Source organism: Nostoc sp. FACHB-133 (genome assembly GCF_014698055.1).
In the GTDB taxonomy this organism is placed as follows: Bacteria; Cyanobacteriota; Cyanobacteriia; order Cyanobacteriales; family Nostocaceae; genus Nostoc.
The window spans coordinates 73995-97342 of record NZ_JACJSH010000022.1 but is presented as its reverse complement, the minus strand read 5'-3'; the positions used below and the strand labels follow the sequence as shown (position 1 = coordinate 97342).

The following is a 23348-nucleotide window of genomic DNA, read 5'->3' as shown; positions in this document are numbered from 1 at the left end:
TACTATTCTATCAATGCAAATTTCATGAATAAGTTGAAAATATTTTAATTTCCATCGTCCAAAAAATAAATCTCTTGTGGGGTGGTGGTAATCTTGCCATTAGCTATACAAATTAAATGCACGACAGCTTACTGCAAAATCTCAAATCCCAAATTTAGTCAGCATCCACCTAAGCGAGAATTTGCAGTTATTACTTTGCCTTGATGTCCTATTTGGTTACATTTTAACTGCGATTCTAAAGCATCAATCTTTCGTAAAAGCGACACTCCCCACACTATAGAAATCACCAATTTGATTGTCATACCCGCAAGTAAGAGCGATACGATTGTGGAAGTTCTCTTTTGTTGAGCTAATCTTTTTTGTTGTTCTGCAAGTCGTGCTTCAACTTCTTTAGCACGTTCGGCTTCTAATGATTGCTGCATTTCTCGCCGATCTAATTCTTCACTAGCAGCTAAAAATCGATAATCTAAATTGCTCAAGCTTTTGCCATGTGCCCAGTTTTGGGCATCAATCAAGGCTTGTCCGCGCAATAGGCGAGATTCATCATTTTCTTTTGAGGCTATCCACGCATTGAAAGTTTCATAGTAGGGGCGAAGGTAAGCTAATTTTTTTCCAACCCATTCTAAATTGAAAACTTCTTCATAAATTCGGTTTTTGATTTGGAGAAAACCTTGCTTTTTAACCACCAAACCAGACAGCAATAGTTCTACTTGTTCTCGACTATCATCGGCTGGTACTTCCACTCCTTGGAGGATTTGCTGATAAATTCCTAGCAATCTGGCGGCGATTTGTTCATTTCTGAGGATGCGATCGCGAATTGTCCGCAAATGTTCTGGTTCATCTTGTGATTCCCATTGATCGATGATGTGCGATCGCACCACATTTTCTATCCAAAATTCTTCTGTACCAGGGGGAATTTTTAACTTTCTACCCACATCATCTTGAGATAGACTAACAAGTAACCGACACAGCTTTTGAGTCAGAAATGGTTGCCCTTTTGTCCAAGCTAATACTTCCTTCAAAACTTTTTGGGGATGATTGTCTTTAATATCCAGTCCTAAAGATAGTGGTTGAGCTTCTTCAAATGTAAAGCCATTTACTCGGATAGCTTTACCAAAATTAAACTTTGTAATATGATTTTGATATAAAATTAAATCTGAAGGTGTAGCAACACCAAAAATTGCAAATGTAATCCGAGTATACTCTGGATCAATTGCTCGTTGGTTATAGCAAAACCGAATCAAGCTAAAAAAATCATCCACAGAAAAATCGAGACCGAGAATACTATCAATTTCATCAATAAAAATGAATAGCCTTTCGTGAGGAAACTGAACTAACAGAATTTCTGATATAAACCGACTAAGTTTCTGAGCCAAAGAAATATCATTTTTTTCTTGCCACCAGGTTTTTAAATTGACTTTTCCTAACAGTTTAAAACCCAGCCACAAATCGCCTACGACTCCCTTATACCACTGTTCGGGAGTTATATTTTCGCAACCAATATTAGTCATATCAATGGTGACACATCGAAAGCCTTCTTGTTGCAAGCGATGCTTGGTTTTTACCATAAGTGAAGATTTGCCCATTTGCCTACTGCTTAGGATGTAGCAAAATTCACCATGCTTTAAGGCTTCGTAAAGTTCCACATCTGCTTTGCGCTCAACATAGCTAGGAGCATCACTGGTTAAAGTGCCACCAACTTGATATCGATAACTGTTCATGTGATTTAAAATTTTAAATTAGTTCTCGTTCTTAATAAATAAATTTCTATCGGAACAATTGATAAAATTCATATTAAACCTCGTCTACCTTGAGAACCATAGTTTTGTAGGTTGGGTACAGCGATAGCGTAACCCAACATAAAATTTGGTGGTAATGTTGGGTTACGTTTCACTCCACCCAACCTACATAAATATATCTTTTAAAAAACTCTAGGTTTTAACATAGATGAGGTTTAAGAACAAGAATTACTTATTTTGATTATTTATCTTTCAACAGTCTACCAGAACCATTACTATCCTGAGTGCTTTCCAAGCTGTTGGCTAAAGTAAAGGCGATATAACTCACACATAACATGAGCTTGATTACCGTTGAGTTTAACCAAACCCATACTTTCTAGCTTGTAAGCAGCGATCGCGTCTAGCTCTACTTTTTCATCTGTTGCAATTACCTGTTGCATAGCTGACATCAATTTTGGGTCTTTTTGCAGTAAGCTCAACAGTTCCCGTAAATGCTGACTGTAAATTCCCACTGGTGTAGATGCAGTTTCTAGTAATACCTCTAATGTCATTTCCTCCTGACATAGATGATAAAGCGCAAGGCTCACCAAATAGGGATGTCCTCCTACCATTGCTTGTAAGGGTGCAAGGCGTTTTTCCCCTTCGGATTCGGCTGCACAATTTAGTCCATAAGACAATGCTAAATTCTGTACCTGATTGAGAGTCAATGGTGGCAGCGTAATTGTGATCCCGACATTGAAAGGCGATTGATTAAGCTTTAGTGGAATATATATTTCTGTGGTGTGAACTACCACCATCCGTAGTTTTTGCCAGATTTGATCCTGCTTTGCTTGTTCGTGCCAAAATCGCAGCATTGGCAGAAAATCTTGGGCAATATTGGGATGTTCAAAAACTCGATGAACTTCATTCAAAGCCAAAACTAGAGGACTATTATCAATGTATTGCAGTAAATATGCTTCAAAATAGATTTTGCAGCTTACCTTGCTGCCCATTTCCGTATCCCAAAAATCATCCAGACAGGGAAGGAGATTTAACTGTCTGCTGACATTGACACAAAACCAACGCAAAAATTTATCAAGAGAAGCAAAAACGTCTTGATCGGCTTCTTGAAAGTCCAAATAGACGATTTGATAACCTTGCTCTCTAGCATAAGCAATCATCCGGTTGAGCAGCGAACTTTTTCCTGTCTTTCTAGGTGCTTTGATTCGGATTAAGCAACCAGGGTATAAAATCTCGTTACAAACAAGTTCTTCCAGAGGAGGGCGGTTGATGTAAAGAGGAGAACCCAGTGGTACGGGGCCGCTAGGAAATTCAATCTTGCTTGCTGAAAAAGAGTCTGGAGACACCATTTCTAAATTAGATTTTTCATTGAATTCTTGTTGGCTCTGATTTTCCCGATCACCTATTTTTTCTTGCAGATATTTCTTCAAGGCTAAATGCAGATTTTTTTTGGTTATTTTTTTTCCAAGTGCGATGGAAAGGTCTTGCCACAACTCAGAGCCAACTTCTTTGATGTAATTGTCGCGGTAGCCTGATTCCTCTGCCATTTCACCATAGGTTTTGCCCAACCACGACTGAGACAGCACAAAGCACTGAATGGAAGCAAGAGGCTTGTCTTGCAGAATTGTTTCTACTGCTTGCAGAATATCTTCCACGGACATTAAAGTTTAAACAATTACTAGATATAGTTATCTATTTTGATCTATTAATAATATACAACCGAATAAATACTTAAAAAAAGAAAAATAAATTTCTAAGAATACAGTTTTTTAAACTATAATTTAATATTGCTTACTTCAAAAAGCTTGCTTATTTTTAAGCAAGATTAGGGAAAGTCAAGTATTAACCTAAGCGGATTGGGTTTTGAAAAGTTAGAAAGACATCACTTTTTCAGTGCCAGAGTCAAACCATCTGCGATCGCTACTAAACTCAGACTAACTCGCTGGTCTTGATGCAGCTTTTGATTAAAGGCACGAATCCTTTTAGTTCTATTATCCTGCACTTGGGGGTCGGCAACCCTGCCTGACCATAGAACATTATCGATCGCAATCAGTCCCCCTCTTCGCACTAATTGCAGCGATCGCTCATAATAACCATCATAGTTGCTCTTATCTGCATCGATGAAAGCAAAATCAAAGGTTTCCGCTTCTCCCGTTGCTAGTAACCGATCTAAAGTCTCCAAAGCTGGGGCAATGTGCAGTTGAATTTTATCCGCCACTCCCGCTTGCTGCCAATAACGCCGAGCGATCGTTGTAAATTCTTCACTCACATCACAGGCTACCACCTTCCCGTCGCTCGGTAACGCCAAGGCTACCACCAGGGAACTATAACCTGTAAATACCCCAACTTCCAAAGTTTTTTTCGCTCCCAGCAACTGCACCAGTAACGCCAAAAATTGCCCCTGTTCAGGAGCAATCTGCATTCTACCTACTGGATGCTGGGCTGTTTCTTGCCTCAATTGGGTTAAAATTTCTGGTTCTCGGAGAGAGACTGATAGTAAATAGTCATAAAGGTTGTGTTCGAGTCCTAGTGTTTGAGTGGTCATAACGTGCGTTTTTCTTTTACCTAAACCCCACAGACTAATTATCTGGTTTTTAGGCTTAAAGCCCTTACCAATGACAAATGACAAAGGACAAATCCCGGATTTCTCACGATACTGTAGGCAGAGGAGTGTGGAAAGTGTGGGAGGTGTGGGGAGGGTGGGGAGAAACGGGAGGAAGAGGAGAAATTGAATAACTGCACATCAATGAACACTGCATTGCCTCCCACCCTTCCCACACCCCCCACACTCACGCTCATTTCTCACACCTCCCACACCTCCGACACCTCCCACACTCCTAGATTTCTCACTTGTGAGAAATCTAGGAAATGACAGCCTTTGCCAGTTAGCTTTAATTGCGCCGACCGACTTATCATCTGGAATAAAGCTCGGCTGTTGTGTAAGAACTTCATAGCTGAACTTTGATAACCTAGAGGTTTTTCTAATGCCTATCGATCTATTAAGCCGCAAAAAAACTCATTTTGTCTTGTGGCGTGTCGGTGCTTCAGAACTAGCTCCCACTCTTTACATTGGCAACACTACTCCCGAAAACCCAGACAGATTAGCTCAATTTAGAGAAATTCCGCTTCGTCAATCAGCAGAATTTCCAGAATTGTGGGAAGTTTCGGCTAAAGAATCTGGTCTGATTGAAGGACAGGTATACTTTTACTGGTTTAAAGTCCGCAACTCAGAACCCTACGCAGCTGCCAATGCTAACCAAATTCTCTACTGTACAGATCCAACAGCGACGACTGTAGATCGGCGCTTTCCTGCACCAACGCCGTCAGAATCGGGAGGCGTTAATAGCTTCGATCCGGCAAGCGTCGTGCTTTATCAAAATGGGACGTTGATTCCCTGTGATCCCGAAGGGCAAACTGTAAATTGGGAAGGCGATGCTCCTTTAGAGACACTGCCAACCAATAATCAACTGGTGATTTACGAATTACCGACCCGATGGACAAAGATTAACCCAAATGGATTGATTGAAGAAGGAGTCGGGACATTTCGTGACGTACTGGCACTGTTAATACCAGAAGCGATCGCTCCTACTTTTCCCATGCTCACAGCCTTGAAGAACCGCGCTCATCTTGTGGAACTGGGAATCAACGCTTTAGAACTTCTGCCACCAGAAGACAGCGATGATAATCTCAATTGGGGCTATGGTACAGCAAATTATTTTGCAGCAGATTTTGACTTAGGCCGTCCAGATAACCAGTCAGCACCGACTGCTTCAACTGATTTAGCTAATCTGATTAAAGCCTGCCATCAGCAAGGATTGCGCTTTTTTGTGGATGTGGTGATGGCATTCTCGCGGAATAATCCTTACCATAACGTTAATTTTTTGGAATTTTACATCAAATGGGCCAGTGGCGATCCAGAACAAGGGTCAAGAGATGGCTTTGGTGGGGATTTATTTAAGTACAACTATTGGGTAGAGGGCTATAATCCCATTACTGGGCAAAAGTCCAGGCTTGTGCCAGCTCGTGAATACTTAAAAGCCCATATTGCCCATTGGTTAGAATACTATCGGGTTGATGGTCTGCGGTTGGATAGCGTGAACAATATTGCCAACTATGACTTTTTGCAGGAATTTAAGGATTTTGCCCGCACCCTTTGGGACAAAAGAGGCGGAAGTGGCGATCGCTTCCTCGTAGTTGGCGAAGAGTTGAGTGTACCCCTATCTCTCATCCAACAAAATCGTCTCGATGGACTTTGGAATGAAAAGTTCAAGCAAATTATCCGACAAGTGATTTTAGGTAAAAATGCCTGGGATGAACCCAGCTTTGAGTGGAGTATCCGCAAACTAATTGATTGCCGAAACTTAGGCTTTACAGATGGTTCTCAGGCAGTAAACTATATAACTTCCCATGATGTTGGCGGTTATGGTAACGAGCGTTTCTTTAGCTACTTGGTTAGTAATGGAATTGCTGATACTGAACCGCGTATTAAGTTAGCATTTGTTTCCCTGCTGACCTCTGTAGGAATTCCCATGATCCTTGCCGGAGATGAATTTGCCGATCAACAAGATTTGCCTCCAACAGATGATCATAAGCAAATTGACCCAGTTAACTACAGCCGTGTAAAAGATGATTGGCGGCAACGAATTTTCCAATATGTTGCGAGGTTAGTTCGCTTGCGTAAAACTTCTCATGCTTTAGCTGTGAATGATACTAAATTTATTCATGTTGACTTTAATGAGGGTAAGCGAGTTCTAGTCTGGCAACGTGGTAATAAAGCCGATCAATTAGTAGTTGTAGTGGCGAATTTCTCTGACTACGGTACTCCTCCTGATTCTGAGTACAGAGTCCCGAATTGGCCTGCAACCCCAGTTGGCAAGCAGTGGAAGGAAATTACTCAAGAGCGGATAGTTCCATCAGAATGGGTAGGTAGAGAAGGCATCTTCCCCTGGGAAGCGAAAGTGTACGCTCTAGTTTAATAGTGATACCGCTCAGTAAAAGATGATGTTAGGTCAGGTATGGTAAGCCAACCTGACCCAATACTGCTCGGTTAAAGGGAAAAGGTTAAGGGCAAAAGGAGTGAAAGGCACGATATATAAAGTTCTTTCCCTTTTAACTTTTTCCCTTTCCCCCTGTCCCCTGCTCCCTTGCCTCTTTTGACTCATCAGCTATGTAGATTGCAATAAACCAGCGCACAGATATTTTATATGTAGAGATATTGCATACCAAGGCTTTGCTTGAGTTACTTGCCTAAACCCTTCTAGAATTAAAACTATTGTAGGGAAATTGTATTAATAAACTTACTTTTATTCTGGGAGGTATGATGAGCCGTCCAATAATCCTTGGTATTGTCGGCGACAGCGCTGCTGGGAAAACAACACTAACGCGGGGAATCGCTCAGGCACTCGGCCCAGAAAATGTCACAATCATCTGTACAGATGATTACCACCGTTACGATCGCCAACAACGTGCAGAAATTGGCATCACTGCCCTCCACCCTGACTGCAACCATCTAGATATTATGCAGCAACACCTGTCGCTGCTACGCACAGGACAGCCCATTCTCAAGCCAGTTTATAGTCATAAAACAGGCACATTCGAGCCACCGCAGTATATCAAGCCCAGTAAATTTGTGATTATCGAAGGATTACTCGGTTATTCTACTCGTGCCGCCCGTGATTCTTACGATGTTAAAGTTTATCTTGCGCCTCCTGAACAAGTCCGTGCTAAGTGGAAAGTCAAGCGAGATACGCAAAAACGGGGCTACACAGCTGAACAAGTCCTAGCAGAACTAGAAAAGCGCGAACCAGACTCGGCACAGTTTATTCGTCCACAAAGGCAATGGTCTGATATAGTCATTAGTTTCTATCCACCGACTGATGAAGACGATGAAACCAATGGACACCTGAATGTCAGACTGGTACTGCGTCCGACAATTCCCCATCCAGATTTCACTGTAATTACCAATTCTAGCTATGGCAATTCTGACTCAGCCATCCGTCTGGGATTAGACAGGGATATGAGTAAGCCTGTAGATGTCTTAGAAGTTGATGGTCATGCCACCTTAGAACAGGTGAATAAATTAGAGCATATTATTTGTTCTGATATGCCCCATCTCCGAAACCTTTGCGATCGCGAAAGTAATCCTGAACTGGGTAAAATTGCTGGTACAACCGGGGAGACATTGCAAAGTTACCCCCTAGCTCTCACCCAGCTAATCATTACCTACCACATGCTGAAAGCAACGCAAATTTATCAATAATCAGCGAAGATGGAGGGGTTTTACGAGTTTGCGATCGCGTATAGTGTTGGGCTGTTGAATTATGCGATCGCACTATACTTATGCTACTCAAACTTTAGATATTGCTCATGATTGTGGCTTGACGGGGGCTTGCAGCAGTTCAATATCTCTAATCTCAAGAATGCCACTACTCTCAAATTGCACACTAATTTGAACTTTGGCAGCATCGGCTTCTTTTTTAAAATGGGCACGCGCTTCGTAAGACTTAAAATTTTCCGTTGGTGAAACTCCTGTAGACCATGAAGTTGTTCTCATTTCACCCCATTGTCCTGGTCTACGTAAACCTAAACTCACTTTAATTGGTTTTTCTGTGTCTAGCGCTTTCGCGTTAAATTGACAAGCAAGAACACACTCTTGGACATCGGGCGATGCAACTTCAAACAAGATGACATTTCGCAAAGGATCTGTACTAATCATTAAATGCTGAGTATTGTCGTCATAGGCTTCAATTCGCCAGCTTTCTCCGACAATTGCAAGACCTCCCCTTGTCACTGTGGAATCGGCAGTTGTGAATCGACGAATCAGCACAAATGGCTCTGTGGGTTCAGGAATGCCGAAGCGCTTTTGCAAATCGTTACCGACTTCTTGAATTTTAGAGTCAATGAAACCTTTGAGATTGTTGAATATATCGTCAAACATAGCGTAGTTTACCGCCGTAGGCATCGCCCTAAATCATATTATTTTTAGTTTTCCCTTTGAAAGTTGCAAATGAAATTACCCACACAAACTTACCAAGGTTAAAGATTTTCTCAAATAAAGATGATTTGGGAAGCAAACGAGGGATAACTAAGGATAGTTTGATGTGTGGTGACGATTTTCTTTGTTTATGACCTATTGCCTCAGAATTGCTGACCTACCTACAAATGAGCGTCCGCGTGAGCGATTAATGACGCATGGTGCCAAAATTTTAGCCACAGCAGAGTTAATCGCAATTCTTCTAGGCACTGGTCAAGGTCCAGGAAAACTATCTGCTGTGGGTTTGGGACAATTTATTTTGAGCGAATTAGGCAAACACCAACGCGATCCTTTGGCGGTTTTGCGAGAAGTTAGCCCCGCAGAGTTGATGCTAATTTCTGGTGTTGGCCCGGCAAAGGCAACAAGTATATTAGCAGCAATTGAATTGGGCAAACGCGCCTTTCAATCTCGACCGAATGACGGAACATTAATTGATAGCCCACTTGCTGCTGCCGCTACCCTCAGTCAAGATTTGATGTGGCAGACACAAGAACGTTTTGCAGTGGTGCTATTAGATGTTAAGAATCGCTTGCTAGGTACGCAAGTAATTACCATTGGCACAGCAACCGAAACCCTAGCCTCTCCGCGTGATATTTTCCGGGAAGTTATTCGTCAAGGTGCAACGCGGGCAATAGTTGCCCACAATCACCCTTCTGGAAACCTTGAACCTAGCCAGGAAGATATAGAATTGACGCGCCAGTTGTTAGCAGGGGCGCAGCTTTTGGGCATTCCGGTACTAGATCATCTGATTTTGGGTAATGGGAATCATCAGAGTTTACGGGAAATAACAGCCTTGTGGGATGAACATCCGCAAGGGGATTAAAATAATTCGTAATGGGCTACGCCCCGCTACGCTAACGTAATTCGTAATTAAAGACTTGTGAGAATTGCAACCCGCAGATCCCCGACTTCTTTAAGAAGTCGGGGATCTTGTTTCTGCGCGTTTGATTTAGGATTGCTATGTTACAACTTATTTACTTTTCTGCATATTTCTGACTAGTTTAGTGACTAGCTTTCTGGGAGTAAATTTTACGGATTCAGCAAGAAGCTTATTTTTAATTCCAGGAACTACAAGAGTTTTGTTTTCAAACGACCACGATAGCCGATTTCGGCTACTGTTTCCGCAGTCATAATTTTTTGAGCGCTTACCAACTTTGAGTCTTCCATTGCGGCTCTTTATTGAAAACCAGAACCCACACTTTGACGTTGCTAATGTAGCATCAATAAAGTCAAGATAACTTTTTAGAACGTAATAGTGGATGTAACTCAATTAGTCAAAGTTTCAATTATTCTTTTGCTGCTTGCTACAGGAGTAGCTTTGCTATCCCGGTGGTTGCGAATCCCTTATGTGACGGGTTTAGTATTGGCAGGTTTACCAATCACTGAGCTATTATCTCGTCCGATTGGTTTAAATCCAACCCTTGTTTTGAATCTTTTCTTGCCAATTCTCATCTTTGAAGCTGGCATTAATACAGATGTCAGCCGCCTACGCAGCACGTTTAAACCAATTGCCCTGCTAGCTGGCCCTGGGGCTGTGCTTTCCAGTGCGATTATTGCCGCCCTGTTAAAATTTGGGCTGGGACTGAGTTGGATACCTGCGTTATTTGTCGGAGTAATTCTGGCAAATACTGATACAGTTTCCATGATTGCCGTCTTTAAGGAAATACCAGTACCCTCCCGGCTTTCCACCATCGTTGAAGGAGAAACTTTATTTAATGATGCAGCTGCTTTAGTTTCATTCAACCTAATTTTGCAAGTATATTCTACAGGTTCACTCACATTTATAGAGGGAATCCAACAACTGCTATTTATCTCTTTAGGAGGCTGCTTAGTAGGGTTAGTCTTGGGCTACTTGAGCATACCTGTATTCGCCCGTTTAGATGATGCCCTTAGCAGCTTGTTACTGACAGTTGCAGTTGCATTAGGAACTTTTCAGGTTGGGCAATTTCTCGGTGTATCGGGTGCGGTGGCTGTAGTTGTCGCGGGATTAATTTTCGGAAATTTAGGGCTTTCTCAGAATACTTCTGCTTCTAGTCGCATCACCTTGTTGAGTTTTTGGGAATATGCCAGTTTTACCGTCAACACCTTTATTTTTCTGTTGATTGGTGTAGAAATAGACCTGGGAACCCTCTGGAGAACTTTACCTGCAATTATATTTGCAGTTTTGGCTTATCAAGTTGGGCGAGTTCTTACAGTCTATCCTCTGCTAGCAGGGATTCGTTTGATTGACCGTCCAATTCCGTTGCGCTGGCAACATTTACTCTTTTTAGGTAACATCAAAGGTTCGCTCTCAATGGCTCTGGCGTTGAGTTTACCAGAAACACTACCAGGGCGAGATGTTCTGATCGCTTTAGTTTTTGGTAGTGTGCTGGTGTCGTTAGTGGGACAGGGTTTAAGTTTGCCTTGGGTGGTAAAACGCTTAAAATTATCTAAATTTTCAGAAACTCAACAACAAGTTGAAGAATTGCAAGCCCAGTTGATGACAGGTAAGGCAGCACAAGATGAATTAGATAGCTTGTTGAAATCAGGTGTATTACCAAAAGCTGTTTATGAAGAGATGCGTTCAGCTTATCAAGTGCGAATTGCTGGTGCAGAAAAGATACTGCGGGAACTTTATAATCGTCGTCCTGATGAGTTAGACGGCAAAAGTAACAGCAGTGGTAAACTTGATGCCATTCGCCGCCGTTTACTGCTGGCAGAAAAAGGAGCGCTCAATGAGGCAATGCGGAAGCGAATTCTCTCAGAAGAAATTGTGCGCGGACGGATACAAAATCTTGATGAACAATTGCTGAAGTTGGATGATGATTAAATATGGGGCATTGGGAATTGGGAATTGGGAATTGGGAATTGGGCATGGGGAATAGTCTGAGCTTTGTCGATGAACCTTTGAGCTTTGTTGATGAACCTCTGAGCTTTTGCTGATTGATTAAAATCTGCTGCCTCCTGTTAAACATTAAGTCAGAGACTCAATGAATGCATTCTCATACAAAGCATGGCAACGAGGAAAAACTTAATTACGAATTACGTTAGCGTAGCGGGGCGTAGCCCATTACGAATTACGAATTACGAAGGCGATCGCTTATTATTATTTTGACTTTTAATCACTCTACCAGGACTGATAAAAGAAATTCCTTGCTGGAAGTCAGTACCAATCATGACTGCCTCCACTATAGGTTCAGATATTTCTGTTTGAGCTACCCACTCGACAATAAAGTTTGCGCCTAAACCTCCACTAGTATCATTTCTATTTATAAAAAAATCTGTCGAAGCTAACGCATCAAGTTGAATAGGACGCTCCAAATACTGTTTAATTAATTTCCCTTCTGAGTTGTAATAGCGCACAGAAGTAATAACGATCGGATTGGTCAAATCTGTATTCCGAATACTGAGTGTAACTGCTAACTCGAAAATCTCCTGCTTATTATGATGATAGATATGTGAATAGACAGGAACATAAACAGTTTGACCGCTTGCTATCTTAAAATTCTTATCTAGCGTTACTATTTTTTGAACTGGGGTTGCTTGAGTTGTATTGGGTTGTGACTTGGGTGGAATATTTGTTGATTGACAAGATGCCAGAAAAATAACAGCGATCGCTAAAATATATGGATACGGCTTCATTAAAACTATTTATACCCATTTTTTATACAACGGTAGCTAATGCCACTTAATCAAGAGTTTCGGTAGAGACTACGCTCAACATCTTTGCTCAATAAAATCAATGACTTGATGTAAAGATCCTGGTTTAGTCACAATCAACACTGTTGAATGAGGTTCCAGTATTGTACTGCCGTTAGGAATCATCAAATCTTCGTGGGGATGGGATTGATAACCAATAATTAGCGAACCACTAGGAAATCGGGCATCCTGAGCAATTTCGGCAACACTACGACCAGCAACATAGCAATTGTTTGGGATGGCAAGTTTCAGAACCTCAATCTGTCCTTGCTCAAAATGCATCATTGATTCTACTTGGGGATACTCAATGGCATTCACCATTGTTGAAACTGATAGTTCAACAGTACTGATGATATGGTTAGCTCCAGCTATCCGCAGTGGTTCGGCAAAATCGGGGTGGCGCATCCGACTCAAAATATGGGTGACACCATAGTGTTTAGCAAGAGTTACCATTGCCAAGTTTAGAGCATCACTTCTTAATACAGCTGCCAAGGAGCCTGCTTTGCGAATCCCAGCTTCTAGCAATACTTCTGTACTCACAGCACTGCCTTCAAAAGCCATTGCTCCTACTTGTTCACGGGCATAACGGCAAGCAATAGGGTCAATATCAATTACAGCAACAGTATGTCCTAGCTCTACTAGTTTTTGGGCTAAACTTAGGCCCACTAAGCCTGCTCCACCTATTAGTACGTACATGGCTGTTCCTGATATTCTTGGAATTTTTACTTCACTTTACAGGTTAACAAACACATACATTGGTAGTAAGGGTGTACAGATGTACACCCCTACTATTCATTAATTCTCGAGATTTTTAAATTTTTAAAGTTGTGTTTTTCGAGTAACTCTTTAACTTGAGCGGCCACCAAAGGATGTGGATCTTTTTGTAACTGGGGTAAGATTTGCAGGAGGACGCGATGTGAAACCATATTTAGATATGCGATCGCAGCTTCTCTAACAAAGCCTGTTGGATGACGCAAACTTACTAAAATCTCAGAACTGGTAAGTCTGATGCGAGTTACTTGAGCAAAATGGAAACAACAAGCTAGACACCAATCAGAAAGGAAGTTACCTAACATCAGCAATCGGTGGAGGCGATCGCTAACTAGCATATTCTCATATTCTACGATCTTGGCTTCTACAAGATGTTGCAATTTTTCTGACTGCGGTCGGTTATCTAAAATATTCACCAACAGAGACTTGCAAGGCAAAGTTACGGTATGCTCTAAGATTTCTAAACCCCGTGCTAAGTTTACCACTGAGAGCGATCGCAGATTAAATGCTGCTGCCTGCATCTTCTCTGGTGAGTAAAGCAGTCTGAGCAACAGTAGCAGCCGCTCTTTGACATCCAATTCCAATTCTAAAAGGGCGCGTTGCAGTAACTCAGAAACAATCACAATCCTCTGGCTTGATTGATGATTTTCTTTTTCATCTAATATTTTCAAGTCTATATATGCGCCATAAATCTCGCCTAAAAACTTTAATTCCTGCTCAATTAAATTTTCTACCCGACTTTCATAAAACCGATCTACTAAACCTCTAATTCCTGGTTGTTTATGTATTTTTAGTAAACTACGAAGAATATGATCCCTAGTTATACCCCAGGATGCCTCTAAGTTTTCCCATAAAGTCTCTAATGCTTCCTGAGTACCAATTTGAGCAATGGTACGCCAAGCGTACATCCGCACTACTTCTGGTTTGTAAATATTGTTAGCTAACCGCAACAGCATCTCTATCGCTTCATTTTCCAGCCGCACTAGGGATGACATTGCTATAGTGCGGGTTGATTTGTAATAAAGTGCTGCAATCAGCGCCGAATAGTATTCCTCTAAATGGGTTGCTGCAATCATTTCCAATACAGCACAGCGCACCCGTAACGACTCATCTTGTAATAAATTCGGGATGTGAATCCGTAACGCTTGTAAATAAACTGCTTCTCTAAGCGCTCTGACTCCATTCACCCGTTCCCGTTCTTTCTTATGAGTCAACATCCGGCGCATAGTTTGGGTAGCTGCTACCTTTTGCATGGGCGTTCCCTGGCGTAAGACTAAAGCGGCGGCAGTAGCGCGGATGAGTGAGTTTTGGCGGGGGTTGAGATATTCTTCTAGGATGCTTAAATTGGGATTTGGTTCAGCTAGCCAAACGTAACGTAGTGCTAGGGCGAAAACTTCGGGGTTAGTTTCTTGGGGTTGTTCTAACAAAGGACGAATGGCGGATAGATAAGCGGGATTTGCACCTGCTGTCAGCATTACTTCCAAACTTTGGCGCTGCAAATCTGGGGTTAACTTAACTAACAGGGGTGCTAAAACTTCCGCAGCTCCTTGAGAGTCAATTTGGGCTAAAAGTTCAATACAAGAGCGTTTATCAGCCTCGCTGCCTTTTTCTCCCAAGGCTTTGACTACACCTTGCTTAAAGAATCGTAAGCCGACATTGGTTGCACTCAACTGACCCCGTGCCACACTCAAGACTAACAGTTCAACGTAGCGCGATCGCAATTCCCAAACTACTTTTAAACAGGTGCTAGCTATCAGCATTGTTTCTGCCACCAACACCCACTTTTGCAGGGATACGGGTACAAAGCGGTTACAAAACAATAGAGTTGCAAAAATTAGTACTCCTGTCAAACCTGTAGCGATCGCTTCGGCTGTTCCGCCAGATAAAGTCTGCATCCGGCTGCGAATTGACTCTGGAATCGGTTGGTACAGGATGGGGCCGCTACTCATGACAAAGGTATAGCGCAGAAGTTCATCGCAAAATTTGACAATTATCAGGCCCCAGAAAAAGCTTTGTGATTGTATGGCTGGAATTAAATGCAAAAATACCAGCACTCCTGGTAGTGAAAAGCCTACGGTGATTGGTAAAAGTGTCGCTGTAAAAAATACCCCCATCCGTTCAATGAGTCGGCTGGAAATAAACCACTGCAATAACAACTCACACAGTCCCAACATCCCACCAAAAAGACCCAAGAAACTGGCGAGTTCTCGGTCGCTCATATTGGATTTGAGTTCGCGCAGATATTGAAAATCTATTAATAACCCAATGACTTGCAATAGACCGACAAAAGCAAACAATTGCCAAACATAGCGCTTCAAAGGACTTTTAATGAAACGCTCTCGTGAAGCTTGTTCTTCAGGAATTAGTCTTTGTGGGGTTTCAGGAAAAGCCGCTCGATAGTGATTAGTTAAATACAATAAAATCCCCGATCCTAATAAAATCACTACACAGGCAATGAAGATGATCTTATTGAGCGAGGTATATTGCACTAGCCAAGGCAAACTAAAGCCACTAATCACATCTGCTACCAAAAGTCCACTACTCACCAGTGGGTAAGTCCGCTTAATCTCTCGAATGTTAAATATTTGGTTAGCGACGATGGAGGTGTTGAGATCGTTGACTACATAAAGGGCATCTACCCATAGCCGCAGCAGAAAGGCCGAAATAACTACCAGGTAAGAAACATGAGATCCCCAACGTAATAAAACTAATAGAACTAATGGCATCAACATGCAAGGTGCGATCGCTACAATCACCTGGCGTAACGGAAAAATCCTTTGCAGCCAAGAGTATAAAAAAACCAGGGCTGCGCTCATAACGGCACTGGCAATATACATCCACGGCAATAGATGAGTCCCATATTCATCCAAAAACAGCGCCACCGTACTGTCTTCTGCCCACCGCAATCCTACACATACAGTTGTGTAAAAAATAAACATTAGTTGTGTTCGTTCACTCTCCTCTGGCCGGAGATTCACCCACTGTAGTAGTCGTGGTAAAACAACTTTATTTACAGCAAACCAGTGATTTTTCAGTTCCATGCAGTTTTATTTTCTGGTAGTATCACCGCGCAATAGAGGCAGGGGGCAGGGGGCAGGGGAGGCAGGGGAGACAGGGGGACAGGGGGACAAGGGGACAAGGGGGAATTATTGAACAAGTCCTTGTCTCTTCTTCATGTTCAATGCCCAATGCCCAATGCCCAATGCCCAATTCCCAATTCCCCATTCCCCATTCCCATTCCCCCATCCCCTGGAAATAGCAAAAGTCCTGAGCAACTGAGTATTATGTTTCCCACTCAGCCTTCAAGACTATCGATTTGAGATAAATTTAAACGACTTCAAAGCTTTGGGCATATCTTGTATCCAAACGAAAAAACCCCTGACTTCTAACCAGGGGTTTTCAAACTTGGTCTATTAAACAGTTAGAGGATTATTTTTTGGGCGAGATAAGCATCATCATGTTTCGCCCTTCTTTTTTAGGCGCTTGTTGAAGCTCACCAAAAGGCTCCAAATCCGTTGCCATTCGCTTGAGCAAATCTTCTGCTAGATCGCTGTGTTGAATTTCTCGACCCCGGAACATCACAGTCGCTTTGACTTTATCGCCATCTTTCAAAAAGCGCTCTGCTTGCTTAACACGCACGTTGTAGTCGTGTTCTTCTATTTTGTAACGCATCTTAACTTCTTTGACATCAGCCGTGTGCTGCTTTTTCCGGGCTTCCCGCGCCTTTTTCTCCTGCTCAAACTTATATTTCCCGTAGTCCATAATCCGACAAACTGGCGGGTCAGCTTTGTCACTTATAAGCACCAAATCTAACTCTTTCTCTTCTGCTAGTTGTAGTGCTTCCTGTGGGGGCATAATTCCCAATTGGGCACCGTCAGTATCAATGACCCGAATTTTCGGGAAGCGAATTCGTTCGTTAATTTGGGGCAGATCGCGAGTTCTTTTCTTCTCAATCACAGGCATTATGATTTGTGGGAGCTCTTAATGAAGGATTTGGTGTGGTCTTGATTGGTATGCCTCAGAGGCAAAATACGGAAATAACTCAGGACTGAAAACATAGTCTACAGTTCTAGAGTAACTAATCCATAAAATAGTTGCGTCGTTGTATTTGTCATTTTACTAACTCTGAGAGAATTTCTCTGCAATAGTTAATCTAAATTACACAACTTAGACACATGTTAAATATTATTACAACTTTTGCTCAATAATGTTGACAGTCGAATTAAGCACTGTTTTTCCAGAATCCCAAGCTTACAGTATGTAGATACATCTAGTAAAACTTATGTAACATATTAATTTACATTAAGTATTTTAGCATTTAAAAGGGCAGTTAGAAACCTTAGCTACACTAGGTTTTACCCACCTGCGTAGGTTGGAAACCCTCCATTTTCCTGAGACTACCCTGCGGCAAGGCTTTGTTGAGGTTTGTATAGCTGCTCATAAAACAAGGTAGTAATCAGATTGACACTATCAGGTCTAAAGACACGCTCGATTCTCCAAGTCAAGTTCGCCTTCCCTCTTTAGCTTTGTGAGTGTTCTCAAGGTTAGGGAAAAACAATAACGCACAGGCGGACTTCGTTTATTATGCAAGATGAACCGCGATTTCTAATGGTCAGGTATATTGATTTACAAAGGTGAGGTGCTTTCATACATCTGTTTATGCTTGGTTAAAAGCTCTTGATATTTCTCATTTGTCTTTGCTTGTATCCACTTGGCTTTAAAAATTGCTGCTGACTCGGCTTTAACAGGGTCTTCTTCGTAAGGAAGAATCTCTTTTTTCGAACCTGAAGTTTCCAAATTTTGTTTATATTTTCTGCCTGTTTTATGATTAGCATAACGGCGAGAGCGAGTATAACCCATTTGGATAAACTTTCGTGCCATATCTGCGCCAATAAAATCATCTTGTTTTAGATAACCAAGAAACATCTCGTAGATTTTTTCACTTGATTCTCTAGCAATCTCAGGAGTTTTGAACCGCCAGTAGGGAAGAATTTCTGATTTGTATGGTTCTACCAAAAGTACGCCCTGTTCACCCTTGCCAACGCGATATAGTTCAGGATGTTGGCGAAAATCGATATTTTTAAAGTCTAAAGAATAATCAAATAGCATGATAGATTTTTATTAGAAATAATAAACTTTAAGTAAAAAGTTCAGCTTCTATCCTAGTAAGGAGATTTTCTTCTACTATGCTATCTAGCACCCAATCTGTGAACAGTGTCCTTGCGCCAGGAAATTTGCGTAAAGTGCATCACATTGCCCTCAATGTCCAGGATATGGAAGCTTCCCGCTATTTCTATGGCACAATCTTGGGTTTACATGAACTTACAGGCGACGAGGTACCCGCAACTCTGACGGAACTTGTCGCATCAGGGAAAGTAGCGAACTTTATTACCCCGGATGGGACGATACTGGATTTATTTGGGGAACCAGAATTATCACCACCAGATCCCAATCCAGAGAAGACATTCACCAGAGCATACCATTTGGCTTTTGACATCGATCCACAGTTATTTGATCGCGCAGTGACAGTGATCAGAGAAAATAAAATAGCGATCGCACATGGCCCAGTCACTCGTCCTACTGGTAGAGGTGTGTATTTTTACGATCCAGATGGCTTTATGATTGAAATTCGTTGCGATCCAGAAGCTAGTTAACTTAGGGGTAAAAACAAAAGTATCTACCATGACCGCGAAACTCATCCAAATATTTAAAGTAATTGAAGACACAATCACAAAACCGCCAATTCCACACGAACCATACAAGCAATCATTGAAAGCCTGGGCGATGTATTGTTTACGAGATAAAGGTTTTATAGTTGTTTATGCTCAAAATGCCGATTTTGCTATTGAAAGAAAAGGCGAAGAAAAGCTATATTTTAAAGTTTCAAATAGTCCCGATGATTTAGATAATTCTGTTAGCTGGATTGTTTGGGATAGTGCAACTAAAAACGCCAGTCTCATTCCCCAAAAAATAGACTGATATCAAAAAAGCGCTATAGTCATAGAATTTTACTCTCCTTCCTACTATTGCTGCACAAATATCTGATGTTCTGGCGAATTTAATCCCAACTGCAACACAGCCAATACTTGCTGCATATTGCCAGCAAGTAAATTCGACATTGACAACCACAAACCAGGAAATATTTGGCTTTTAATAATTCCATCTGCGTCCACTTCTAAGGATACATATTCTCCTTGTTGCAGGCTAAACCAATCTAATTTATTTTCAAATATTTGCCAAACAATATATTCTTTTACCCCATTACGACCATAGACTTTTTTCTTATCATGTAAATCAATAGCAACACTGCTAGCCGCTATCTCTATTACGAGTTCTGGCGCACCTTCTATGTAGTCATCATCGCTCAAACGAGATTGTCCTTTAGCTGCTGGTGTGATTAATAACACTCCATCTGGTTGGGGTTCATTGTCTCGATCTAAGCGCACTGTTGGCTCAATTCCCAATCTCACTCCAGGAGTGGCAATTTGGTAAGTCCACAACCAGCCGATAAGATGACCATGTGGTTCAGCATGACTTTCAAAGCGTAATGGGGATGCCAAATATACAACTCCTTCAATTAATTCTGCCTTTTGATGACGGGGCATTGCCTGATAACGTCGTTCAAATTCGTAGCGAGTGAGGCGATCGCCATTTTCTAAAGGAGGAATTCGTTGCTTGAGTGATAAGTTAACCATGATTTTCTGCTCTGGCTAGGAGTCTTACTTTATTATCCCTTGAAACCTTAATTACGAATTACGTTAGCGCAGCGTTAGCGACGCAGGAGCGTCATTACGAATTACGAATTAGTGTTGGGTTTCTCAAATACCATTAAATGCTGTTGAGGTAACAAGTTTTTAGTTTCACGCCAAACCAGACCAACGGCTTGCATTTCTTTGCGGACTTGCTTTTGAGTCATTTTGTGCAGACCTTTAATCATAATAAAGGGATTTTCACCCCGGTACTCAACCAGGACTACCCGACCACCTGGTTTTAGTGCTTTCACAATTCCTTGCATCACTTCTTGAGGATACTCAAGTTCATGATAAGCATCTACCATCAAAGCCAAATCGATACTTTCAGATGGTAAGTTTGGGTCATTAAGGGTTGCTAAAACAGGCTCAACATTGATGATATTTTTCTCTTTTTTGAACAACTCAATTATTTCTAACATTTCTGGCTGAACATCTACAGCCAACACCTTCCCCTCTGTTAATAAGGGCGCAATGCGAAAGCTCAAGTAACCTGTACCAGCACCAATATCAGCCACTACATCGTTAGGTTTCAGGTTGAGGACGTTAACTATTTTAGTTGGCTGTTCCTCTCCCTCTCGGCTGGGACGTTCTAGCCAGCCAGCGCCTGTATATCCCATAACTTTGGCAATTTCTCGCCCCATATAGTATTTGCCAATACCATCTGGACTATGGATAATACGCTGTTCGTAAACCGTGGTGGATGAAGAAGCAGCTAATGCTATGGAAGCTTTATCAACCAGCAAGCATTCAAGTATTAACAGGAAAATTACTATCAAAGGTAAGATTTTAAGCTTGTGGTTATAACTCATCTGTGCCTCAATTAATAATTGTCGCGGGTTGGGGGATCTCTTGTGCGTAAGTCATTATCATGACACTTTAAGCTTCTAGGCCGATGTGGAAATAAACATTTCAGGATTTACTTGAACAGCCCGTTTAAAAATTTGTAATCCAACCTTTGGACATTATGCAAAACCTGTCCCTAATGTTAGTGCCTGTACTCGCTGCACAGAAAGTAGCAGGTGACGGTTTAATTAAACCTCTCGGTCATCATGAGTTGCTGTTGGTGCTGGTGCAGCTGTCACTATTACTGCTCGTAGCGCGGGGATTAGGTGAGTTAATGCGCCGAATTAACCTCCCGCCTGTTGTTGGGGAATTATTGGCGGGTGTGCTGCTTGGCCCCTCTCTTTTTGGTTTGCTCCTTCCAGACTTGCAAGCTCACATCTTTCCCAAAAGTCAAGAACAGTCTAATTTACTTTCGGTGATTTCTTGGTTAGGTGTGTTATTTTTGCTGATTGTAACTGGGTTGGAGACGGATCTCAAGCTAATTCTTCGTAAGGGTAAAACGGCTCTGCTGATTTCACTGGGCGGAATTATTGTCCCGTTTATCACCGGTTTTGGATTGGGCTGGCTATTGCCAGATAGTTTTTTAGCCGACCCAGAAAAGCGACTAGTATTCAGTCTTTTTATCGCTACAGCAATGAGTATTTCGGCAGTACCAGTGATTGCCAAGGTGCTGATGGACTTAAACCTGATTCGTCGTGACATTGGTCAAGTAACCTTAGCGGCTGGGATGACTGACGACACCATCGGCTGGATTTTACTTTCTGTGGTTTCCGGTCTAGCTAGTAGCGGCAAGTTTGACCTTGGGACAATTTTCCATTCTGTGAGTGCGGCTATATTATTTCTAGCGATCGCTTTCACAATTGGACGTACCATCGTAGATCAGATTTTGCGCTGGGTTGATGACTATGTTGGTGGAATCGCCGCTAGTATGTCGGTTGTGCTGATTCTTTCGCTCTCAGCAGCAGCACTTACCCATGCATTAGGTCTAGAAGCAGCATTAGGTGCTTTCGTGCTGGGGATTCTGGCCGGTCAATCCCGTCGCTTTAGCAATGAAGCTGGACACATGCTAGAAGTCTTCACAGCAAGCTTTCTAGCACCAATTTTCTTTGCTTCAGCTGGCTTGAAAGTTAATTTGCTAGCTCTGTTAGTCCCCCAGACGTTGTTATTTGGCTTGATTGTTCTCGCTGTCGCCTGTGTTGGCAAATTTACAGGTGCTTACCTTGGTTCTCGCGTCGGTGGCTTGAGTCATTGGGAAGGTTTGGCGATGGGTTCCGGTATGAATGCTCGCGGAGCAATGGAAATTGTTGTTGCCACGATTGGTTTATCTTTGGGAGTCCTGAATCCCCAGATGTACTCAATTATTGTTATGGTGGCGATCGTCACTTCCCTAATGGCTCCACCCCTTCTGCGCTGGACTTTATCAAAAGTGGTTATGAGTGAGGAGGAAGCTCAACGGTTGGAACAAGAAGAGCAGGATAGCCGCAGCTTTATCAAGCAAATCCACCGTATCTTAATACCTACTAGTGGTGGTACCAACATCCAACTCGCAGCGCAATTAGTGGGCTACATGGCTCACCAAAACTCGATAGAAGTGACATCTCTATATGCTCTGAGTGACAAGCAGCCCCAAAAGAAAGGCCGTCGGGCAGCGACCCAGCTTAAAGATACCGCCGCAGAGGAAGCTCTGGCTTCTGTTGCTGAGGAAATGCAGCTACCTGATAATACGACCCTGCAAACAAAAATGGAGTCTGGGCGTAGTAAAGCGGAGGTAATTTTGAATGAAGCGAACAAAAACTATGACTTGATCGTATTAGGAGCTTCTGAACAGATACGTCCTCAGAAAACATTGTTCAATTTGCTTGTAGATCGGGTAGTACAAGAAGCGCCATGTGCAACGATGGTGGTCAAGTCGCACCTACCCCAAGCTAAAGGCGAGATATGCAAAATCGCTCAACAAAAGCTGACAAAGATTCTGGTGCCAACTGTGGGGACAGAATATAGCAAAAATGCTGTAGAGATGGCAAGTACGATCGCTGCTCAAACGGGAGCATTAGTGATGATCGTGAACGTGATTAATTTGCCACAAGTTGAATATATTCTATACGAACAGCGATCGCTAACTCCAGTGAAGGAAATTGCTCACGATCTGCTTGAACAACAAGCAGCAATTGGCCGCAATCTGGGTGCTGATGTCAAAACCTATATTCTTCAAGGAACCAGCCCAGAAAGGGAAATCCTCAAGTTTGCCCAAACCCAAGAAGTTGACCTAATTATTTTAGGGAGTAATATCCGAATGGTTACTGGTCGCGTTTTCTTCGGTCACAGAGTAGATGCAATTTTAAGTAAAGCCCATTGCCCAGTAGCAGTAATTACTACGCCATAGGCGTTCTCAGCTTTAGCTAGATTACGACTGATACCAATTCTTTATTAACTTGCACTTAATAAGGAGGTGATGATATAATCCCATCCACAAATAGAAGCGATTCCTTCTACTGAGATGGAACCCTTGAACCTATTTTAACTTCCGTCTTA

General features: G+C 42.2%; 18 protein-coding genes. 7 read left to right on the top strand and 11 right to left on the bottom strand.

Features of this window, described 5'->3' with window-relative positions; translation table 11 throughout:
* Window positions 1-158 precede the first annotated feature (158 nt).
* From H6G86_RS19195 to H6G86_RS19185, 3 genes are all read right to left on the bottom strand, one after another.
* A complete protein-coding gene (locus H6G86_RS19195; RefSeq protein WP_190935622.1) occupies window positions 159-1721 on the bottom strand; it encodes an AAA-like domain-containing protein in 1563 nt (520 codons plus the stop codon).
* Between the two features lie 293 nt (window positions 1722-2014).
* Window positions 2015-3400, bottom strand: a complete 1386-nt coding sequence (locus tag H6G86_RS19190) for an AAA-like domain-containing protein (RefSeq protein ID WP_190935621.1) — start codon at window positions 3398-3400, stop codon at window positions 2015-2017.
* Window positions 3401-3621: 221 nt separating this feature from the next.
* Window positions 3622-4284: a class I SAM-dependent methyltransferase gene (locus H6G86_RS19185; RefSeq protein ID WP_190935620.1), complete on the bottom strand. Its 663-nt coding sequence runs from the start codon at window positions 4282-4284 to the stop codon at window positions 3622-3624.
* A gap of 439 nt (window positions 4285-4723) precedes the next feature.
* Here H6G86_RS19185 and H6G86_RS19180 point away from each other — a divergent pair, with 439 nt between their 5' ends.
* Both H6G86_RS19180 and H6G86_RS19175 read left to right on the top strand, forming a co-directional pair.
* Complete coding sequence (locus tag H6G86_RS19180) at window positions 4724-6715, top strand: alpha-amylase family glycosyl hydrolase (protein ID WP_190935619.1); 1992 nt, start codon at window positions 4724-4726, stop codon at window positions 6713-6715.
* Between the two features lie 344 nt (window positions 6716-7059).
* On the top strand, window positions 7060-7998 hold the full coding sequence (locus H6G86_RS19175; protein ID WP_190935657.1) for a phosphoribulokinase: 939 nt from the start codon (window positions 7060-7062) through the stop codon (window positions 7996-7998).
* A 105-nt stretch (window positions 7999-8103) separates the two neighbouring features.
* On the opposite strand, the gene H6G86_RS19170 is transcribed toward H6G86_RS19175, so the two are convergent.
* Window positions 8104-8700: a hypothetical protein gene (locus tag H6G86_RS19170; RefSeq protein WP_242064861.1), complete on the bottom strand. Its 597-nt coding sequence runs from the start codon at window positions 8698-8700 to the stop codon at window positions 8104-8106.
* Between the two features lie 163 nt (window positions 8701-8863).
* On the opposite strand from H6G86_RS19170, the gene radC reads away from it, so the two are divergent.
* Window positions 8864-9595 (top strand): RadC family protein, encoded by a 732-nt coding sequence (radC, locus tag H6G86_RS19165; RefSeq protein ID WP_190935618.1) that lies wholly within the window; start codon window positions 8864-8866, stop codon window positions 9593-9595.
* Window positions 9596-10027: 432 nt separating this feature from the next.
* On the top strand, window positions 10028-11581 hold the full coding sequence (locus H6G86_RS19155; RefSeq protein ID WP_190935617.1) for a cation:proton antiporter: 1554 nt from the start codon (window positions 10028-10030) through the stop codon (window positions 11579-11581).
* A gap of 254 nt (window positions 11582-11835) precedes the next feature.
* Here H6G86_RS19155 and H6G86_RS19150 read toward each other — a convergent pair whose 3' ends face one another.
* The 5 genes from H6G86_RS19150 to H6G86_RS19130 all read right to left on the bottom strand — a co-directional run bounded on the left by H6G86_RS19150 (window position 11836) and on the right by H6G86_RS19130 (window position 18330).
* Window positions 11836-12393 (bottom strand): DUF3124 domain-containing protein, encoded by a 558-nt coding sequence (locus H6G86_RS19150; protein WP_190935616.1) that lies wholly within the window; start codon window positions 12391-12393, stop codon window positions 11836-11838.
* Window positions 12394-12468: 75 nt separating this feature from the next.
* Window positions 12469-13146, bottom strand: coding sequence for a potassium channel family protein (locus tag H6G86_RS19145; RefSeq protein ID WP_114084009.1), 678 nt, complete (start codon window positions 13144-13146; stop codon window positions 12469-12471).
* A gap of 92 nt (window positions 13147-13238) precedes the next feature.
* Window positions 13239-16262, bottom strand: a complete 3024-nt coding sequence (locus H6G86_RS19140) for an MFS transporter (protein ID WP_190935615.1) — start codon at window positions 16260-16262, stop codon at window positions 13239-13241.
* 388 nt (window positions 16263-16650) lie between these two features.
* Complete coding sequence (gene infC, locus H6G86_RS19135) at window positions 16651-17184, bottom strand: translation initiation factor IF-3 (protein ID WP_012412604.1); 534 nt, start codon at window positions 17182-17184, stop codon at window positions 16651-16653.
* 663 nt (window positions 17185-17847) lie between these two features.
* Window positions 17848-18330 (bottom strand): DUF4385 domain-containing protein, encoded by a 483-nt coding sequence (locus tag H6G86_RS19130; RefSeq protein ID WP_190935614.1) that lies wholly within the window; start codon window positions 18328-18330, stop codon window positions 17848-17850.
* Window positions 18331-18407: 77 nt separating this feature from the next.
* Here H6G86_RS19130 and H6G86_RS19125 point away from each other — a divergent pair, with 77 nt between their 5' ends.
* Window positions 18408-18875 carry a VOC family protein gene (locus tag H6G86_RS19125; protein ID WP_190935613.1) on the top strand — a complete coding sequence of 156 codons (468 nt, stop codon included), beginning with the start codon at window positions 18408-18410 and terminating at the stop codon, window positions 18873-18875.
* 43 nt (window positions 18876-18918) lie between these two features.
* On the top strand, window positions 18919-19200 hold the full coding sequence (locus H6G86_RS19120) for a hypothetical protein (protein WP_190935655.1): 282 nt from the start codon (window positions 18919-18921) through the stop codon (window positions 19198-19200).
* Between the two features lie 44 nt (window positions 19201-19244).
* On the opposite strand, the gene H6G86_RS19115 is transcribed toward H6G86_RS19120, so the two are convergent.
* Window positions 19245-19916 (bottom strand): Uma2 family endonuclease, encoded by a 672-nt coding sequence (locus tag H6G86_RS19115; RefSeq protein ID WP_190935612.1) that lies wholly within the window; start codon window positions 19914-19916, stop codon window positions 19245-19247.
* A gap of 101 nt (window positions 19917-20017) precedes the next feature.
* Window positions 20018-20782: a class I SAM-dependent methyltransferase gene (locus H6G86_RS19110; protein ID WP_190935611.1), complete on the bottom strand. Its 765-nt coding sequence runs from the start codon at window positions 20780-20782 to the stop codon at window positions 20018-20020.
* 155 nt (window positions 20783-20937) lie between these two features.
* Here H6G86_RS19110 and H6G86_RS19105 point away from each other — a divergent pair, with 155 nt between their 5' ends.
* Entirely contained in the window at window positions 20938-23199 is a 2262-nt protein-coding gene (locus tag H6G86_RS19105) for a cation:proton antiporter domain-containing protein (RefSeq protein WP_190935610.1), read from the top strand.
* The last annotated feature ends 149 nt before the right edge of the window (window positions 23200-23348 follow it).

What these genes read in the sequence shown, in the direction of transcription:
- H6G86_RS19195 (WP_190935622.1), bottom strand. Translation starts at nt 1,721, where the DNA reads ATGAACAGTTATCGATATCAAGTTGGTGGCACTTTAACCAGTGATGCT.
- H6G86_RS19190 (WP_190935621.1), bottom strand. Translation starts at nt 3,400, where the DNA reads ATGTCCGTGGAAGATATTCTGCAAGCAGTAGAAACAATTCTGCAAGAC.
- H6G86_RS19185 (WP_190935620.1), bottom strand. Translation starts at nt 4,284, where the DNA reads ATGACCACTCAAACACTAGGACTCGAACACAACCTTTATGACTATTTA.
- H6G86_RS19180 (WP_190935619.1), top strand. Translation starts at nt 4,724, where the DNA reads ATGCCTATCGATCTATTAAGCCGCAAAAAAACTCATTTTGTCTTGTGG.
- H6G86_RS19175 (WP_190935657.1), top strand. Translation starts at nt 7,060, where the DNA reads ATGAGCCGTCCAATAATCCTTGGTATTGTCGGCGACAGCGCTGCTGGG.
- H6G86_RS19170 (WP_242064861.1), bottom strand. Translation starts at nt 8,700, where the DNA reads ATGCCTACGGCGGTAAACTACGCTATGTTTGACGATATATTCAACAAT.
- radC (WP_190935618.1), top strand. Translation starts at nt 8,864, where the DNA reads ATGACCTATTGCCTCAGAATTGCTGACCTACCTACAAATGAGCGTCCG.
- H6G86_RS19150 (WP_190935616.1), bottom strand. Translation starts at nt 12,393, where the DNA reads ATGAAGCCGTATCCATATATTTTAGCGATCGCTGTTATTTTTCTGGCA.
- H6G86_RS19145 (WP_114084009.1), bottom strand. Translation starts at nt 13,146, where the DNA reads ATGTACGTACTAATAGGTGGAGCAGGCTTAGTGGGCCTAAGTTTAGCC.
- H6G86_RS19140 (WP_190935615.1), bottom strand. Translation starts at nt 16,262, where the DNA reads ATGGAACTGAAAAATCACTGGTTTGCTGTAAATAAAGTTGTTTTACCA.
- infC (WP_012412604.1), bottom strand. Translation starts at nt 17,184, where the DNA reads ATGCCTGTGATTGAGAAGAAAAGAACTCGCGATCTGCCCCAAATTAAC.
- H6G86_RS19130 (WP_190935614.1), bottom strand. Translation starts at nt 18,330, where the DNA reads ATGCTATTTGATTATTCTTTAGACTTTAAAAATATCGATTTTCGCCAA.
- H6G86_RS19125 (WP_190935613.1), top strand. Translation starts at nt 18,408, where the DNA reads ATGCTATCTAGCACCCAATCTGTGAACAGTGTCCTTGCGCCAGGAAAT.
- H6G86_RS19115 (WP_190935612.1), bottom strand. Translation starts at nt 19,916, where the DNA reads ATGGTTAACTTATCACTCAAGCAACGAATTCCTCCTTTAGAAAATGGC.
- H6G86_RS19110 (WP_190935611.1), bottom strand. Translation starts at nt 20,782, where the DNA reads ATGAGTTATAACCACAAGCTTAAAATCTTACCTTTGATAGTAATTTTC.
- H6G86_RS19105 (WP_190935610.1), top strand. Translation starts at nt 20,938, where the DNA reads ATGCAAAACCTGTCCCTAATGTTAGTGCCTGTACTCGCTGCACAGAAA.